This window comes from Bradyrhizobium sp. BLXBL-03 (assembly GCF_051853015.1).
GTDB classification, from domain to species: domain Bacteria; phylum Pseudomonadota; class Alphaproteobacteria; order Rhizobiales; family Xanthobacteraceae; genus Bradyrhizobium; species Bradyrhizobium manausense.
In genome coordinates this window covers 6,937,630-6,953,371 of record NZ_CP182470.1, presented here as the reverse complement: position 1 = coordinate 6,953,371, position 15,742 = coordinate 6,937,630, and the positions used below count along the sequence as shown (strand labels likewise).

Genomic DNA, 15,742 nt, shown 5'->3' with positions numbered 1-15,742 from the left:
CCTGTTGAAGACGACACTTGCGGCCCTTACGACTTGTTTCAAGTGGTTCCTCAGCGGGTACGTAAGGACCCGCTATGAATACCCAAGTCGGCGATGACAGGAGACGCAGTATGAGTTTTAACGGAAAAGTCATTGTCACGATTGCTCCGACGGGAGGGGTGGTGAAGAAATCGCAGAACCCGCACCTGCCGACCCAGCCAAACGAGATCGCGGAGGATGTGTATCGATGCTACGGTGCGGGGGCGTCTATCGTGGCGCTGCATGCGCGCAGGCCGGACGACGCCGCAACCTGTAATCCGGAAATTTATCAGGATATCAATTCCCGGATTCTGGCAAAATGCGGCATCATCATCAACAACAGCACGGGCGGGGGCATTGATGGAGACATGGTCCGATCCCTGGAGGCCGGTCTCGATGAGGTTATTTTTGAAGAGCGCCTAAAAGGTCTTGAGGCGGGCGCTGACATGGCGACATTTGACGCTCACAGCGTTCTGGCCAGCTTTGGCGGCCGCGATGTTGTCGTTAACACGTCGCCGAGCCGCTGCGATATCATGGCAAAGCGATTCCAAAAAACGGGCATCAAACCCGAATGGGAATGCTTTTCACTTTCCCACCTTCTCCAAGATCCGATACGTCTCATCAACAAGGGGTTCGATAAGCCTCCCTATTGGATCAATTTCGTTCTTGGTGCCGATCGCGCAATTCAGGGCGCATTGCCGTACAGTCCGCAGATCCTCGATTTGCTGATCGGCAATCTTCCCAAAGGAGCCATGTTTTGCGTTAGCGGGGTCGGTCGAGCACAGCTGCCCGCAACCACTCACGCGGTGCTCGCGGGCGGCCACGTGCGTGTAGGTCTGGAGGACAATCTCTACCTCGAACCGGGCATGCTTGCCACGAACGTGCGCCTGGTCGACAAGACCGTAAAAATTATCCGAGAACTTGGGTACGAGCCTGCCACCACAGTGGAAGCGCGAGCGATGCTTGGGCTTGCGCCACACAAACAGCCCGGATAGCCCATTTGCCGCTCTCAATCGGAAGCGGCGGACGATGGCTCGCTAGTTCGATGACGGGTCTAGACAAGTCATGAACGTGGGACCAATAGCAGAAAGTGCCGTCGATGGTTGAAAATGTGCGATCGGGCACTTGGGGCCGTGATTCCCAGGTTTCAGCCTAACATCCTGGCATAGCGTCAGAAAAAATGGACGGCTGGTCAGCGATTAGTTGTAGGAGCAGAACGAATTGGTTGACGCCGTTGCTGCGCAGCGTCATACGGACGAAAAGGAAAGGTGTGGCTTGGTTGCGAGCGCTGTCGTCAAGAACACGCGGCGGCTCGTGCCGCTGTTGGGCGTTGCCTATCTTTTCAACAACCTCGATCGGACCAGTGTTGGCATCGCTGCGCTGCAGATGAACGAAGCCATCGGCTTAAGTGCCACGCAATTCGGATGGGGGGCTGGGATCCTCTTCTTCAGCTACTGCCTGCTCGAAGTACCTAGCAACATGATGATGTATCGCGTGGGAGCGCGCCGCTGGCTCGCCCGCATCATGATAACCTGGGGCCTTGCAGCCGCGGCGACAGCGTTCGCCGTTGGACCATACAGCTTCTACGCAATCCGTCTTCTTCTGGGAGTTTTCGAATCGGGGTTTTTTCCTGGCGTCATCTGGTACATTTCCATTTGGTTTCCGGCGCAATCGCGGACCGGCGTCCTCGCCTGGTTCATGACGGCAACGCCGGCGTCCTCGTTGATCGGCAATCCACTATCGGCTTCATTATTGAGAATGGATGGAGTGTGGGGACTAGCCGGCTGGCAATGGATGTTCCTGATCGAAGGCCTTCCGGCCTGCTTGCTTGGAGGCTTATGCCTCGTTCTGCTGGCCGACACGCCGGTCAAGGCCTCGTGGTTGACGCCCCCGGAACGGGACGCGCTACTGGACGAGCTCGCTAAGGAAAAACACGACAAGGTCAAAACGGATCTCTGGGCCGCGATCAGGGATGTCCGCGTGCTGATGCTGACAAGCATCAGCTTCGCTTTCACGATCGCCTCCTACGGGATAGGCATCTGGCTCCCTCTGATCTTAAAGAGCCACAACTTGAATAACATGCAGATTGGTTGGCTCTCGGCCGCGCCTTATTTCTTTGTGACAATAGGCTCGTTGTTCTGGGCGCGCCTTGTCGATTGCAAGGGGCAAAAGATCTACAATCTGGTCGCCGCACTGATGCTTGGCGCCATCGGACTTGTCTTTTCGGTAGCGTTCACCTCGTTCATACCGGCGCTCATATGCATGACGCTTGCGCTGATTGGCACTATTTCGGCGCGGACCGTCCTTTACACGATCCCACAGAGTTTCCTCACCGGGCCCGCTGCCGCTGGTGGCATAGCGTTCATCAATTCGATTGGTGCCTTTGGGGCCTTCGTCGGCCCGTACATGGTCGGCTTCCTCAAGGATTGGACGGGATCTTTTCGCATTGGCATGATCGGAATGGCAATCATCCTCATTGTTGCAACGGGCGTCGCCTGCAGCCTTAGACTCGTCGTGACATATAACGATGACGCTCCTGCTTAGACGGAACGCCTAGGTAGATCTCCGGGTAAGGTGATTCGCAAGGCGGCGCCGCCGGTAAAGGACCTGCTGAGTGTGACCGCGCGGGAAACCTGGATCTTCTACATCAGTAGGTCATAGCAAGAGGTGGCGTGCCGGCCACAAGCCGAGATCGAGACGTGCGGGCAAAAGTTCAGTCTATTTGGTCGCCCCCATTTTTGCCATGGCCGTCAAGGCGCAACTCGATCCTAGCGATTTGCGCAAAACAGACTGATTTTGAAGCCCAGGCCAACGATATGGTCAGCTGGCCCCGCCTGCAACGAGTAATACCGAGCCTGAACAGGTCAGGCGTTCGGGCTCGGCAAGACTCGATCTTCGATACCAAATCCGCTTTTGGACCAAAGTGGGCGTCTGGGTAGATTAAGGCAGGGACGAAAGCTCAGCGTGATAACGTTCCTTCCTTTGCCATGTGGCTGGTCATGTCACTTGCGCGACTTGGTATTCGAGAGCTTTTCGCCTGCACCACCGCTCTTGGCCGCCTCGCCGCTAGCGGATGGTAGTTTCGATTTGTCGCCGCTTGCGAAAGTGAAGGTGTCCGCGCCGGCGCTAATGCCGTTCCACGCCACCGGTTCCGCGAGTGAAAGGAGCCAAAGTCCCTGAAATCTAGATGCAGCGTTCAGCTGCCCGGTCCACACGGTTGTCGATCCGCAGCCAACAAAATTCACCGAAAAGCTGATCGCCGTGCCACTATTGGTCTGCGCGAGCCAGCCCGTCATTGTCTGTGGGGCACCTGCATCGCAGCTATTGCTCGCATTGTTTGTGTAGATGCCGGAAATAGCGCCCGTGTTTGGATTATAATTGTCGACCGCCAGGGTTGAGCCGTATTGGTTGGTCCAGGTCCAAATCGGTTGCGCGGCTGCAGGCGCCGCCAGGATGAGTAGGCCGAGGCAAGCCGCGCCGATCCGCTTCGTCAATTTCCATCTCTCTTGAAACATTTCCGACTCCATGTCGCTCCATTAGTGGAGCAGCCCACTTATAAAACGGGGTATGGACAATTTAAACGAGTATGACGTCGTGATAGCGCTAGCACGTTGAGATGTGATTGACATCCAAATTTCAGCTCTTTTGCCAGCGTGGGTCCCCGTCATAAGGACACGAGCAGCCGACTCGTGACCGGGCCGGACATGCTTGAGCTATCGACAGCTCTGCGCCATACTGCGGCGACGGTGGGCCCAGCTACCTCAATGAGTCATTGGGCCGCGATCGCGGGCCCGGTGTACAAAGCCAGCCTCACCGACGAACACGGCTTTGACCACCAGATCACGCTGGCATCAGGAAGACTTGCGCAGTTCGCGAGCTGCGGCGACCATGTTGACGAGCGCCGGACGAACTTCTGTCCATTTGCGAGTCTTTAGACCGCAATCCGGATTGATCCAGAGCTGTGAGTCCGACAGTCGTTGGCGGGCCAGCGTGATGAGATCCGCTATCTCAGAGGCGTCGGGAACGCGGGGCGAGTGGATGTCATAGACGCCAGGGCCGATGTCGTTCGGGTACTTGAAGGCAGTGAACGCATCGAGCAGCTCCATCCTAGAGCGGGAGGTTTCGATCGAGATGACATCTGCGTCCATCGCGGCAATTGCGTGGATGATGGCATTGAACTCCGAATAGCACATGTGGGTATGGATCTGCGTTGCATCGGCAACACCGGACGAGCACAGGCGGAAGCTTTCAACAGCCCAGTCGAGATAAGATCTCCAATCGGATCGACGGAGCGGCAAACCTTCGCGTAGCGCGGCCTCATCGATTTGGATCATGGTTGCGCCGGCCTTTTCCAGGTCCGCGACCTCGTCACGGATAGCGAGCGCGATCTGACGGCAGGCCTCGCTGCGCGGAATGTCGTCACGGACAAACGACCAAGTGAGGATTGTCACCGGTCCCGTAAGCATTGCCTTCATCGGCTTTGTGGTCAGCGACTGCGCGTAGCGCCACCATTCGATAGTCATCGGCTTCGGGCGGGAGACATCGCCGAACAGTATAGGCGGACGAACGTAACGGGAGCCGTAGGACTGCACCCAGCCATGCCTAGTGAAGGCGAATCCGGAGAGCTGCTCGGCGAAATACTGGACCATATCATTGCGCTCGAACTCGCCGTGGACTAGCACGTCGAGCCCGATGTCTTCCTGCCAGAGGACCGCGCTGGCCGTTTCCTTCTTCAAGAATTGTTCATATTTCGCCTTTGTCAAGTTTCCCTTGGCATGCTCGGCGCGGGCGTTGCGTATCTCGCTCGTTTGCGGGAACGACCCGATCGTGGTTGTGGGGAACAGCGGCAGGCCGAAACGCTTGCGCTGAACCTCCGCACGTGTCGCAAAAGCACTGTTTCGGCGGCGCATTGCCTCGTGAATCGCCGCCGTTCGCCGGGCGACGGCCTTGTCATGGATTTTCGGCGATGCCTGGCGTGCCCTCGCTGCAAGGTCTGATTCGGAAAGTGCGGCAATGACATTTCCGTCGCCCGCAAGCGCCTTCGCCAAGGTCGTGAGCTCCTCGATCTTCTGGACCGAGAAGGCAAGCCATCTCTTCACGTCCCGATCGAGATCGGTTTCGAGCGCAAGGTCGATTGGCACATGCAAAAGCGAGCAGGAAGGCGCGAGCTGCACGCGCTCCTTGCCGAACTTTGCAATGACGGGCTTGTACTGCTCAAGCAGTGCCGACAGGTTGGAACGCCATACGTTGCGGCCGTCGATGACGCCGAGTGAAATTACGAGATCCGCGCGGGCGCCGTATTCAATCTGCCTCAATTGCTCCGGAGCGCGAACAAGATCGACGTGCAGTCCGGCCAACGGCAGCTTCAGAGCGGTCGCCAAATTGTCGCCGATTGCTCCGAAGTAAGTTGCAAGCATGACCTTGATGCCAGGCACCTCCTCGGCGAGACGCCCGTAGGCGCGCTGGAGTCCATTCCGCGTGGTTTCGTCCAGATCAAGCACCAGATAGGGCTCATCAAGCTGGACCCACTCGGCTCCACGTTTCGCCAGTTCTTTAAGAACTTCGACATAGACGGGCACGAGGCTATCGAGCAGCGAAATCGGATCAAACGCTGGATCGACGCTCTTGCCTAGTTTCAAGAAGGTGACTGGTCCCACCAAGACAGGACGCGTCTGATAGCCGAGGGCTTTCGCCTCCTCATATTCCTCGATCGGCTTGCGGGAAGAGAGCTTGAAGGTCTGTCCTTTATGGAATTCTGGTACCATGTAGTGGTAATTGGTATCGAACCACTTAGTCATCTCCTGCGCAGAGGCGCCAAGGCCTTGACCGGTGTGAGCCCAGCTCGCCTCTCGGTCCTGGTCTTGCGAGCCCCGCGCCATGGTGAAATAGGTCTTCAGCGAGACGGGACCACTCTCCCAGCCATACGCCTCAGGAATGGCGCCGACCGTGACGCTCGTGTCGAGAATCTGGTCATACAGTGAAAAGTCATTAGACGGGATGATAGTGACGCCCAACAGATTCTGACGTGCCCAATTGGCGACACGAAGACCGGCTGCAGCTTCAAGGAGCTGCTGATCGCTGATCTTGCCAGCCCAGTAGCCTTCGAGCGCCAGCTTGAGCTCACGGCGTGGCCCAATACGCGGCATGCCGAGGGTCGCGACAGGAAGTGAGAGAAGAGACATAGCTTTATCCCCATTGTGTGGGGGCAAAGGCCATGGCGGAACGCAGGCAGGAAGGCCGCCAAAGCGAGGCCTGCTGCTAGGCGTACCACCGGACACCCCGCCCGTGGACGATTATGTTGTCGGGGCAGGTCTCCTGGCTCGCGGGTCATCGCCTGCATCCGGCCTTCCCGAAGCGTTTGCTTCAGTGACGCGTTTGGATACGGGCTCGCCGCTTACAGTTGCGGGGGCAGCGCCGGCATTGCTTTGATCCTGAACGAATCGAAAGCGCACCGGCTTCCCTCTTAGCTCCAGATCAAGCTAGATCTAGAGAACCTCGACGCCTGCGATTATCTGCAACGCAAGCGGTTCGTCAACCCGGAGATGCCAATAGACGCGTCGAGCTCCCCGGAGCAATCGTAGTATCAGGCTCGGGGCGCTTGCATGTGATCGACGAGGTTGGCCGTAATACCAACGCTTGCAATCGCGCTGTTGTTGGTCACACGACGCTCGTATCGGCTAGTGATTATCGAGTAGCCCGGGCCTGGGAAACGCCGCTGCTGTGAAACCACGCCACACAAAACGCACAACTCGACAAAGGGTTAAGAACCTTGACCAGCGTTTCCTTATCGCCGACCTTTTCTAGACATTGCGCATGGAGAGCAATGGAGTGCTTTTTGGGTAGTTCCGCTTCGGTGTCACCGCTGCGACTCTTTAGCGCGGCAATCTGGATCGCTTAGACCGCCCCTCTAAGTCGATCACAAAGCCGCTCTCATTGCCTTTTTCAAATTCACTCGGTAGTGGACGAAATATCAATCACTCAGCGAACTGCGGAGCTCTCGCCTCGGTCAACTACCAATGCTGGCAATTGATCGAACTGACGTAATGGTCAATTTTAAATCAAGACCTTCGCGAACGCCGAACTAACCTACCCGAGATCGCGTGAAGAGCTCAAGCAAGGGCTCGCCGCTGCATCACGGGCTATGAAGGATCCCGCCATGCAGCCCCATTTGGCGTTCGTCGCTCTTTCGAGTTGAATAATGTGATCCCGTGGCAACCGCAAAATTGGAGGCGCCGGAGCCATGACTGCAACGGTCTTGTCGAACAATGTCATTCCTTGCGCGGATATCATCAAACGGGCAGCGCGCATCGGTGCGGAAATCCGAAATATTAAGCTGTCGGGCGATTTGCCGGAGCAGACGATCGCCTCGATCAATGAGCTATTGTTGGAGCACAAGGTTATCTTCTTTCGCCAACAGGAGCACCTTGATGATGCGGAGCAGGAGCGCTTTGCCGTTCGTTTCGGAAAGCTGGCACGTCATCCGACGCTCGGTGCGATTAACGGAACGGCGTCGATCATCGAGCTTGATTCAGCTCGCGCCGGTAGCCGGGCCGACCTCTGGCACACTGATGGAACCTTCATCGATGCCTACCCCAAGATTGCGGTGCTGCGAGGCATTGTGATGCCACCATTCGGTGGCGATACGGTTTGGTCAAATACCGTCACGGCCTACCTCGACCTGGCTCCGCCTCTCCAACGGCTTGCAGACAGGCTCTGGGCCCTTCACAGTAACGCCTTCGATTACGCGATACTGGCCCGCGCCAGCGAGCTCGACAAAAGGCACTTAGACGAAGTTTTCACTAAAACAATCTATCAGACTGAGCATCCCGTTGTGCGCGTACACCCGGAGACCGGGGAACGCACGCTGGTGCTCGGTGCTCTAGTGCAAAACTTCATTGGTGTCCCGAAATACGACGGCCAGAAGCTTTTTGATTTGTTTCAGTCTCATATCACGGCGCTTGAAAACACCGTGCGCTGGAACTGGAAGGAAGGCGATGTAGCGATCTGGGACAATCGCGCCACACAACATTACGCCGTGAATGACTACGGCGACCAACACCGCCTCGTTCATCGTGCAACCATCGCCGGCGAAGTACCCGTTAGCATCGATGGTCGGAGCAGCGTGACACACGTAACGGCCCCCAAGCAGCCCGCGGCTGAGGTCGCTTAGACGGATCACAAGATTGGCCGCGACCCGGACCCGGACAACGGAAGCTATCGCACTCAACTATGAATCTGATGCTCGAGCTCGCAAATCGAAAAGCAGTAATTGTTCTTGAGAGGACAAATTGGATTCAGCAGCTACTTGGTAGCGGTACTATGATCGCGTGCTCATAAACCGGGTGTCGGGTCAGGTACCCCTGATGTTCGCTCGTCCGCCAATAGCGGCGGAATTGCAGACGTCGCCAGAGGTCGCAGAAGGGCCAAAAAGAAGATATCATTCGATCGCTTTGTGGATGCCTAGCAGAAGCTTACGGGCGCCAGGTGGTCGTGAGCAACGAGGCCATTTGAGCGCGATGGTTCCTGCCCGTTGCCGATAGCGTTCCGAACTAGGCAAAATGGCATGCTCGATGGCCTGCCGGATCTCCGGCGTCTGCGCGTCAATCAGCATGGGCGTTCGTACCGTACCTCGCGGCCCTGCGGCTGATATCACCTACCAACCTTAGCAATTGATGCAATGGTGACCACATGGCAATCGGCCGGCAGCTAAGGTCTTGCCTCTCACGCTAAGGAAGTCGGGATGCAATATGGGTCTGCCTACGCCAGCAAGCGTGATGGATCTGCCGTCTCGTTAGCGTCAGCTGTGAGGTCTACAGCGATCGTATTCGTTTCATGCAAACCGCTCGCAAACTTTCTCGCGCGATCATCGAGGATCCGGCCCTCAAAGGTTTTAGTGCTCCGTAGCCCTCGATTGCTTCGTCTCGTGGCTAGCGCGTTGCGAACGAAAATTCATGAAACCAACGCGCAGAGTTGGATTACTATCGCAGTGTTCCTCGCGGCGAATCTCATCGTGGATGCGGCGTTGGCTCAAGCTGCCACCGTGCCTAGCTCACAAAGTGACACTCCTGGTGAGGTCGCCGACGGAGGAATTAAAAAGAAGAACCCCCTGGCGACGTCCTACCGAAGGTATCGGTCGCAACAAGCTGCGCATCTCACCGGTAGCGCGGCGCTTGAACAGACCGAAAACGCGTTTGCAGCAAAGCGCGAAGCTGCGGGTGTGGTTGCAAAGAATAAAATTCCGGAGAATGCCGGCCCATTTGCAAAGTACGAGGACCTGCGCGAAAAAGGTATGTGGCTCAATATTCCTGGTCCGGCCGATACAGTAGATCAGGATTACGGCGGCGTTAGATCTGCGCTGGGAGAAGTCGGAATCGGCTATGTTGGCGGGACAGTAAACACCTTCGTGGACAATCAGCTGCCGAATGCAGCGAAGAGCGCCATTCGTGATCAGCTATATGCAGGTCAGAACCCGACATTCAATACCCTAAATTTCATGATCGTGACCTATGATCTCAGCCGATTTGGGATTCCCGATGGTCAGATCATCGTAGGAGCCCAGCAGCAGTACTGGACATGGAAGCCCGGCGGGCCAGATAGAGTTGGGATCAATACGATCGGCTACTATCAAACGTTTTTTGACGGGAAACTCGAACTCAAAATGGGCTATCTCAGGAACATAAATGAGTTCGTAGGCACGGTGGTCGGAGGAAACGCAGCAGTAAACGTTTTTGGAGCGTCATCCCACATTTTGTACCAAGCAGGCATGAGCAACAATGCCGCGCCGACGCCAGCGTTCAATCTAAAGTACAATTTTGATGATCGGTTCTACAACAGGATTTCAGTACAGCGTTCACTCAGTCCAGACGGTCAATTTGCGCAAATTCGCGAAAATCCGACTGGCTTAAACTGGAGCACGACGAACGCGGGCGTTCTCTTGCTCGACGAAGCCGGCTACAAGAACAAAGCTGCTCCAGGTTTACCTGAGACTTGGTTGCGGGCAGGTGCCGGTTTCAACAATAGTAGCTACACCGACTTGCAGGATCCGAAGCAACCGAGGGCCGACGGGAACAGCATCTATTACGCGGCAGCGGACAGGCAACTCTGGCAGTCGGATGTCCTAGGCTCACCAACTCGCGGCATCTATGCAGGATTTTCTGTGATGTACGCGCCGCCCGACTCAAACAGGGTGAGTAAGTATTTCGAGCTCCGTCTCTACGCGAAAGGGTTGTTTGACAGCCGTCCAAGTGACCAGATTGCGATTGTTGCCACCAACACTGCGTGGAGCAACGTTGCAGTAGAAGCTGCCGTGGCCAAGGGCCATCTTGTGCATCGCGACAGTACGGCGCTTTCCGCAACCTACACGGCACATCTGTCGTCCGGGGTATATTCAAGCTTAGGACTGACATACGTCAATAACCCTACGAGCATCACTTACACGCCGCGAACGGGACATGCGTTGAACGTGTTAGTGTCTACGTCGATATTCTTCTAAGCCTTCAAAGATAGGGAGAAATTCACAAGCACGCCAATGCGGATATTGGTATCCGCGATGCTTGGCGAGGGGCACGAAGCTGTCGACACACAGCGGCCACGCAGTGTGATGCCCACCACATTGATGGCCATTGGATTGGCCAGCTAACGCGGCTTCTTGGATCTATGCAGTTCAGCGCCTCTCGCGAATTGTGCCAGAGGGGAGGGGCATTTGCCCCGAACTGTTCTATCTTCCTCTACCGTCTATAGGAAAGCCGAATAAGCGATGTATCGGCAAAGCTCGCAGCATCTCGCACCTCGACAGTCGCCCGCTCAGGTAAGGGGGAAGTCAGAACGGTGCTCACCAGGACAGCTGCATGATCTGACCTTGTCAGATCGCGGCCGCACTTTGCAGGAGATAATCTCTCGCTAGAGGAGATCTGCTTTGGAGAAGTCCAGTCGGGATATCGATGGGTCACCCTAGAATTGCAAGAATACAATGTTAAGGGCGAAATGCGAACCGCAGAAGACGTTCTTGGGGAGAGGCAAGACGCGCTCTACGGTATCAACACTCTCCGGGCTTTGGAGAATTGTTCACTCACGCGCCGCACAAATCGTGATGCCGTCATTGTGAGCAACCATGTCGTCGATCCTCTCCGATCCCAATTGTGAAGGCTTGGAATCAACGACTACCTCAGCGAGGTGATTGCTTTTGAAAGCCGCGCCACACAGTTCAAATCGATGAGCAAGGGGGAGCGGCTTCGTCTGTACATGCAGAAAAGCGCCCCGAAACCGCCGGCGACCTTCATTATCGGCGATATACCCAGAATATTGCACGCGACCTGGGGGCTTATGAGTGTCTCGATGACCGGCGGATTTGTTTCCAATTCGCGATTGCAGGCAACAGAACCGGACTACATCTTCCGCGGCCATCATGAGCTATTGCCGATCTTGCAGAGGCACGGCTTTTTCCGGGACGCATAAAATCATTGTCGAAGAACAATGACCCGATGTCGCCCTATAGCGACAAAAGCCACCCTCATGCGTATCCGTGCCGCCCGCAGTAAGGAGCTGACGTTGCCTCAATCGGCGTACCCATGGACCCTTCCGCTTATTGTGGCGGCCGTGAAAAGTATCTGATTCTTCTGCCCTTTTTTTCGCTGAGCGGCAGAGGCCCGTGTTCGCGTCCGTGGACCATTCGGGCTGAAGATACCAGGTGTCGTTTTGCAAACGGATCGTTAGGCTGACGATCCGGCATCGGCACGGCTAGAGTGTGTTTTAGGGTTAGGGATGCAGGACATAATTCTCGACTCATTCTCAGATTGCTCAAATCCGATCGAACCTGGTCTTGATAAGCCGCTTGTGGCGCAAGAAGGGCGGCTAAGCCTCCGCGCTGCTGCGGCCTCTGTAAGATGGGGGCGCGTGGTTCTCGGGCCAAAGAGCCCACAAAAACGCTTTTTGGAGAAGTTCGTATCCGCGTGGTGATGTCGAAGTGAACCACCAGTCTAGGTTATGATCGCGAATCCAGCGCGAGAACGGTGAATATAGCGTTCAACCTCCGTCGCTAGACGGGCATAACCGCATCGCACCTCTACCGCCGAGTGCTACCGTTGTGCTTCATACGCTACTATCTTGCGATCGCTCTTCCAAAGCTCAATCGCGTAATCATTTGCAACGCGCCGTACCCGCTCCTTTGCTACGTCCTCATCAGAACAGATAAATTCGACGAAACTCACAGCATGTCCATCTGGCCCGACTAGGTAGGCCGTGTACCGCTCCATCGAAGCTACCTCTAGCCGACGGCTCGTGACCATAGCGGCCCCGGTCGCTGCACTGACCGAAAACGCGCAACCCGGATTACGGCGCAAACGTGCGCGGAGTAAAGTCCTAAGATTGTTCTTCAACGATTCACTCCGTGATTGGAGTGCGGCTCCCCGACCAGATCGTGTACGTGAAGTCCGCGCCTTCCCGGTGATCGAACAGCCTTGCGTGCTTGCTGGTGACCTTTACGGAAAAGAAAGATGAAGTGTCGTGATCAAAGCCGCTGTACGCTCCCAGGGGGCGCGGCCTCAGCCGCCAACGTGATCTCACGCCCTGGTGAAACATATACGGCAGTGAGCCGCCGACTTTGCACTGATTGTCGGAGTCGTATCCGCTCGCCCAATTTGCGTTTACCCACACCCTGATCCTATTGTATCCACGGGTTTCGTGTTCGTACAAGCTGAGGACCTCGCGGCGGAGCGCGTGAGCAAAGGCGACCGCAGCCACAGCCGCCCGCATATGCTGTTTCATGGCACCTCACCGCAAATCGGTCGGGGCGGACACAACACGCCGTGACACGTCCGGTCCGCCCCTGCATCACCCAGCCGGGAGGCGAGACGGTGATGGTGTGCTGGGCGAAGCAAGCTGCGTGCCGAAGGCGAAATTACGAAGTCTACAGGCGCCTTGCGATGGTGTGCACAGCGTCAGCCTAGGAAAATCGGCTCAAACCCGACAAGCTCGCAGAGCTCTTGTCCGATTGCTCGCAAAGGCTGTGGTGCGGAGCCTCGGCTTTGCTGGATTTGCCTTCACGGCCACCGGCACGCCGCCATTTGCCAGAGGTGCGGCTATGCCGACACCTGGCGCTTCCTCGCTTCCTCCTCCGCCGATCCATCGCGAAGGATCAGTTCGCATCAAACTCCAGGAGCAATGAGCTGGAGCCGCGATGCTCGCCAGCAGTCCACGGAAGCCTCACTTGTCCCATCTCTTCGGGCGATACGCGCTGGCCGTTCAAGCGAAAAGCGCGCGGTTAACGGCATACCTTTTCAATTCTGCCTTGTCGGCCAGCACATCGGCCGATGCCTTTAGACGCGTAGCTAGTGCAAGTATACATCGGCCGCCTCGGTGACAGCTTCAAGGTTATGCAGACCGTTGTTCAGAGCCTGGTGATACGGTCAACTACTAACATTGGCAATTGATGAAGATGACGCACACGTGGCAATCCTACTCAATCAAGCCAGAAGAAAATCAGGATGAATATAGATGTGGCCACCCGATGAACCTGAATGATATGCTGCTCGCTCGTTGCCTACGGCCGCACTCTCGATCTCGGAAGCCGATGTACGAGCTGAGACGCAATCGGCCCGGCGTCGCCGAAGTCCATGAACTTCACGTCCGTCAGCATGACGGAGCCTATCGGGTGCGACCTACTTGCCGGTTGTCGTGACGGAGGCCTGCCTGATCATGCGCCCTGAGTACGCAGCAAAGATGCAGAGGCAGTCTCTTGCCTCGCGATGCAGTCGTTGACCGATTAATCCTGCGAAGGCGGAAGAGTTCGCCAAAGTCGGTGCAGCATGTTTCCTCTGGGTTTAGCCGTCATCTCAATGCTCTACGCGACGGTCGGGCAGGCGGGCGGGACCGCGTTTCTCGGGCTGATGGTGTTCGCCGCTCTTCCGCCAACAGAGATGCGCCCGACAGCGCTCGCTCTCAACGTCGCTGTCGCGACTTATTCAACCTGGGTCCTTAATCGCAACAGAGTCGTTGACTGGACAATGCTGCGTCCGCTTTTGTTTTCATCAACGCCAATGGCACTCGGCGGCGGCCTTATCGTGCTTAGGGATTACATTTACAGGCCAATGACTGGCAGCCTCCTTCTGCTGGCAGGCGCCGTGATGGCCTTACGGCGCGATCGCGCCACCGATCACGATCGCCAAATGCCGCTCTGGGGTACCGCAAGTGTTGGAGCGATCGTCGGCCTGGTTTCTGGCCTGACCGGTGTTGGCGGCGGAGTGTTCTTGGCTCCGACGCTCATTGCATTGAATTGGGCGTCTCCTAAGCAGGCCACTGCGCTGTCGAGCCCATTCATCCTGGTGAACTCCGCAGTCGGGTTAGCCGGAGTTCTTCTCGCCGGCCAAGTGCCGTCTTTGCATTTCGGGTCATACACTATCGCCGCGCTGGGAGGCTCCATCACAGGAACGGCGATCGGCCTCAAATGGCTGGGTCAAACAGCCACCAGGGTCATACTCGCAGGAGTTCTGTTCGCCGCCGGGATCCAAATGGTTCTTGTGTGAAGGCTGAGGTCGCTGGAGCGGCGCTCGGGTGATCGTCGCGAGCCGGATAATGAGCGAGTAAACATTCGGCTCGCGCCTCTCAATGGGGGCGAGGTGGATATCGGATGCACGTCTAAGCGGGATGAGCAATATACTGATCCAAGCTCGGTCGTGGACGATGCGTTCAACCGAGTACGGAGCCACCTGCAGTAGCACGAGCATCTGATTGGCAGCGGTCGGTCAGCGTCCGAAGTAGGGACGGTTGGCACCGTGGTGCGGACCAGGCTGCCAGTTCGGTTTTCTCAAGGGCACCCCTAATTGGGAGATTTACTTCAGTTGCATCGGTGTTCTGGAAGCTGGCGCGGAGATCGGTGTCGGAGCGCGCGTGAGCTCGGTCGAGGAACTCGGCGAAGACGGTCTGCAATCCATCGCAGTCAAAGCTTTGGGCAAGTGCGCCTAAGCTTGTCGTCGCACCCGACAATACATAGCGATGCGAGCTGTAATGGCCGCGCCAGATCTGCGCGGCGGAGCAGCTAAGTCATTGAGAGAGGCTCTCGCGTCGTCTGATGAGAGAGCCTCCGTCCTTCTACCGGCGTGTCGCCGCTTCCCGCAGACGCGATAGATGATCGCATGTTCTCTGGGAGGGTGGCTCCGGTTCCGACGGCGCTATATCGGCGACCCGGAGGGGTTTTTCGCGTTGGCGAACCGAGTCTGAGCCAGCTTATCATGTCCGGGCGATGCCAGCGCGCCGAGTTTCTATTTATACAGATCATGCAACCACCCAGCCGCGAGATTGATGGGGGGCGAGTTCACCCTTCTCGTGGTTCCTCCGCTCTGGTAGACGACGTAGAAAATCTTACTCGTGGGGCCCGGTCCGGGCGGCGTTTATTCCGCCCGGCATGTTTTCACCTCTGAAGGGGGCCGGTATCGATCAGCGTGCCCCATGCCGCTCTCACCCGACGGCGGTATGCATTTCTTGCGAGAATGTCGGCACCAGTTCTGTGCATGTCGGCCGAGTCGATCTCCAGGAGGGCTCTGCCAGATTTCCTCAGCATGCCCGGGTGCTAATAAGCTCATGTTGCCTCTATTCAGTAGCCGTTTGCCTTTTGAACGCGTCTGCGGGCGCTTTTCCAAAGAACTGAGATATTCCGAGTCTTAGGAGACGACTACATGAAGTCCGTGCGGATCACGCCTGAGGAATAATTTGCAAGACGGCCAACTAACCA

At 56.6% G+C, this 15,742-nt stretch carries 7 protein-coding genes and 1 riboswitch; of the genes, 5 read left to right on the top strand and 2 right to left on the bottom strand.

The features are described 5' to 3' along the window. Positions 1-110 precede the first annotated feature (110 nt). Together ACNJX9_RS33145 and ACNJX9_RS33140 are read left to right on the top strand one after the other, a co-directional pair. Entirely contained in the window at positions 111-1,013 is a 903-nt protein-coding gene (locus tag ACNJX9_RS33145) for a 3-keto-5-aminohexanoate cleavage protein (RefSeq protein WP_439406237.1), read from the top strand. Positions 1,014-1,239: 226 nt separating this feature from the next. Continuing rightward, positions 1,240-2,562 carry an MFS transporter gene (locus tag ACNJX9_RS33140; protein ID WP_439406236.1) on the top strand — a complete coding sequence of 441 codons (1,323 nt, stop codon included), beginning with the start codon at positions 1,240-1,242 and terminating at the stop codon, positions 2,560-2,562. Positions 2,563-3,020: 458 nt separating this feature from the next. Here ACNJX9_RS33140 and ACNJX9_RS33135 read toward each other — a convergent pair whose 3' ends face one another. Both ACNJX9_RS33135 and metE read right to left on the bottom strand, forming a co-directional pair. Then, the gene (locus ACNJX9_RS33135) at positions 3,021-3,512 is read right to left on the bottom strand and encodes an avidin/streptavidin family protein (protein WP_439406234.1); all 492 of its coding nucleotides are present in this window, start codon (positions 3,510-3,512) and stop codon (positions 3,021-3,023) included. 357 nt (positions 3,513-3,869) lie between these two features. Continuing rightward, positions 3,870-6,200: a 5-methyltetrahydropteroyltriglutamate--homocysteine S-methyltransferase gene (gene metE / locus ACNJX9_RS33130; protein ID WP_439406233.1), complete on the bottom strand. Its 2,331-nt coding sequence runs from the start codon at positions 6,198-6,200 to the stop codon at positions 3,870-3,872. 106 nt (positions 6,201-6,306) lie between these two features. Further along, positions 6,307-6,531: riboswitch (cobalamin riboswitch) on the bottom strand. A 727-nt stretch (positions 6,532-7,258) separates the two neighbouring features. On the opposite strand from metE, the gene ACNJX9_RS33125 reads away from it, so the two are divergent. The 3 genes from ACNJX9_RS33125 (at position 7,259) to ACNJX9_RS33115 (ending at position 14,537) form a co-directional block, all read left to right on the top strand. Beyond that, positions 7,259-8,188 carry a TauD/TfdA dioxygenase family protein gene (locus tag ACNJX9_RS33125; RefSeq protein ID WP_439406231.1) on the top strand — a complete coding sequence of 310 codons (930 nt, stop codon included), beginning with the start codon at positions 7,259-7,261 and terminating at the stop codon, positions 8,186-8,188. A gap of 765 nt (positions 8,189-8,953) precedes the next feature. Beyond that, positions 8,954-10,510 (top strand): carbohydrate porin, encoded by a 1,557-nt coding sequence (locus tag ACNJX9_RS33120; protein ID WP_439406229.1) that lies wholly within the window; start codon positions 8,954-8,956, stop codon positions 10,508-10,510. 3,310 nt (positions 10,511-13,820) lie between these two features. Continuing rightward, the gene (locus ACNJX9_RS33115) at positions 13,821-14,537 is read left to right on the top strand and encodes a sulfite exporter TauE/SafE family protein (RefSeq protein WP_439406228.1); all 717 of its coding nucleotides are present in this window, start codon (positions 13,821-13,823) and stop codon (positions 14,535-14,537) included. The last annotated feature ends 1,205 nt before the right edge of the window (positions 14,538-15,742 follow it).

Excerpts from the sequence above, each read along its gene's own strand:
- ACNJX9_RS33145 (WP_439406237.1), top strand. The coding sequence starts at position 111 with ATGAGTTTTAACGGAAAAGTCATTGTCACGATTGCTCCGACGGGAGGG.
- metE (WP_439406233.1), bottom strand. The coding sequence starts at position 6,200 with ATGTCTCTTCTCTCACTTCCTGTCGCGACCCTCGGCATGCCGCGTATT.
- ACNJX9_RS33115 (WP_439406228.1), top strand. The coding sequence starts at position 13,821 with ATGTTTCCTCTGGGTTTAGCCGTCATCTCAATGCTCTACGCGACGGTC.
- ACNJX9_RS33125 (WP_439406231.1), top strand. The coding sequence starts at position 7,259 with ATGACTGCAACGGTCTTGTCGAACAATGTCATTCCTTGCGCGGATATC.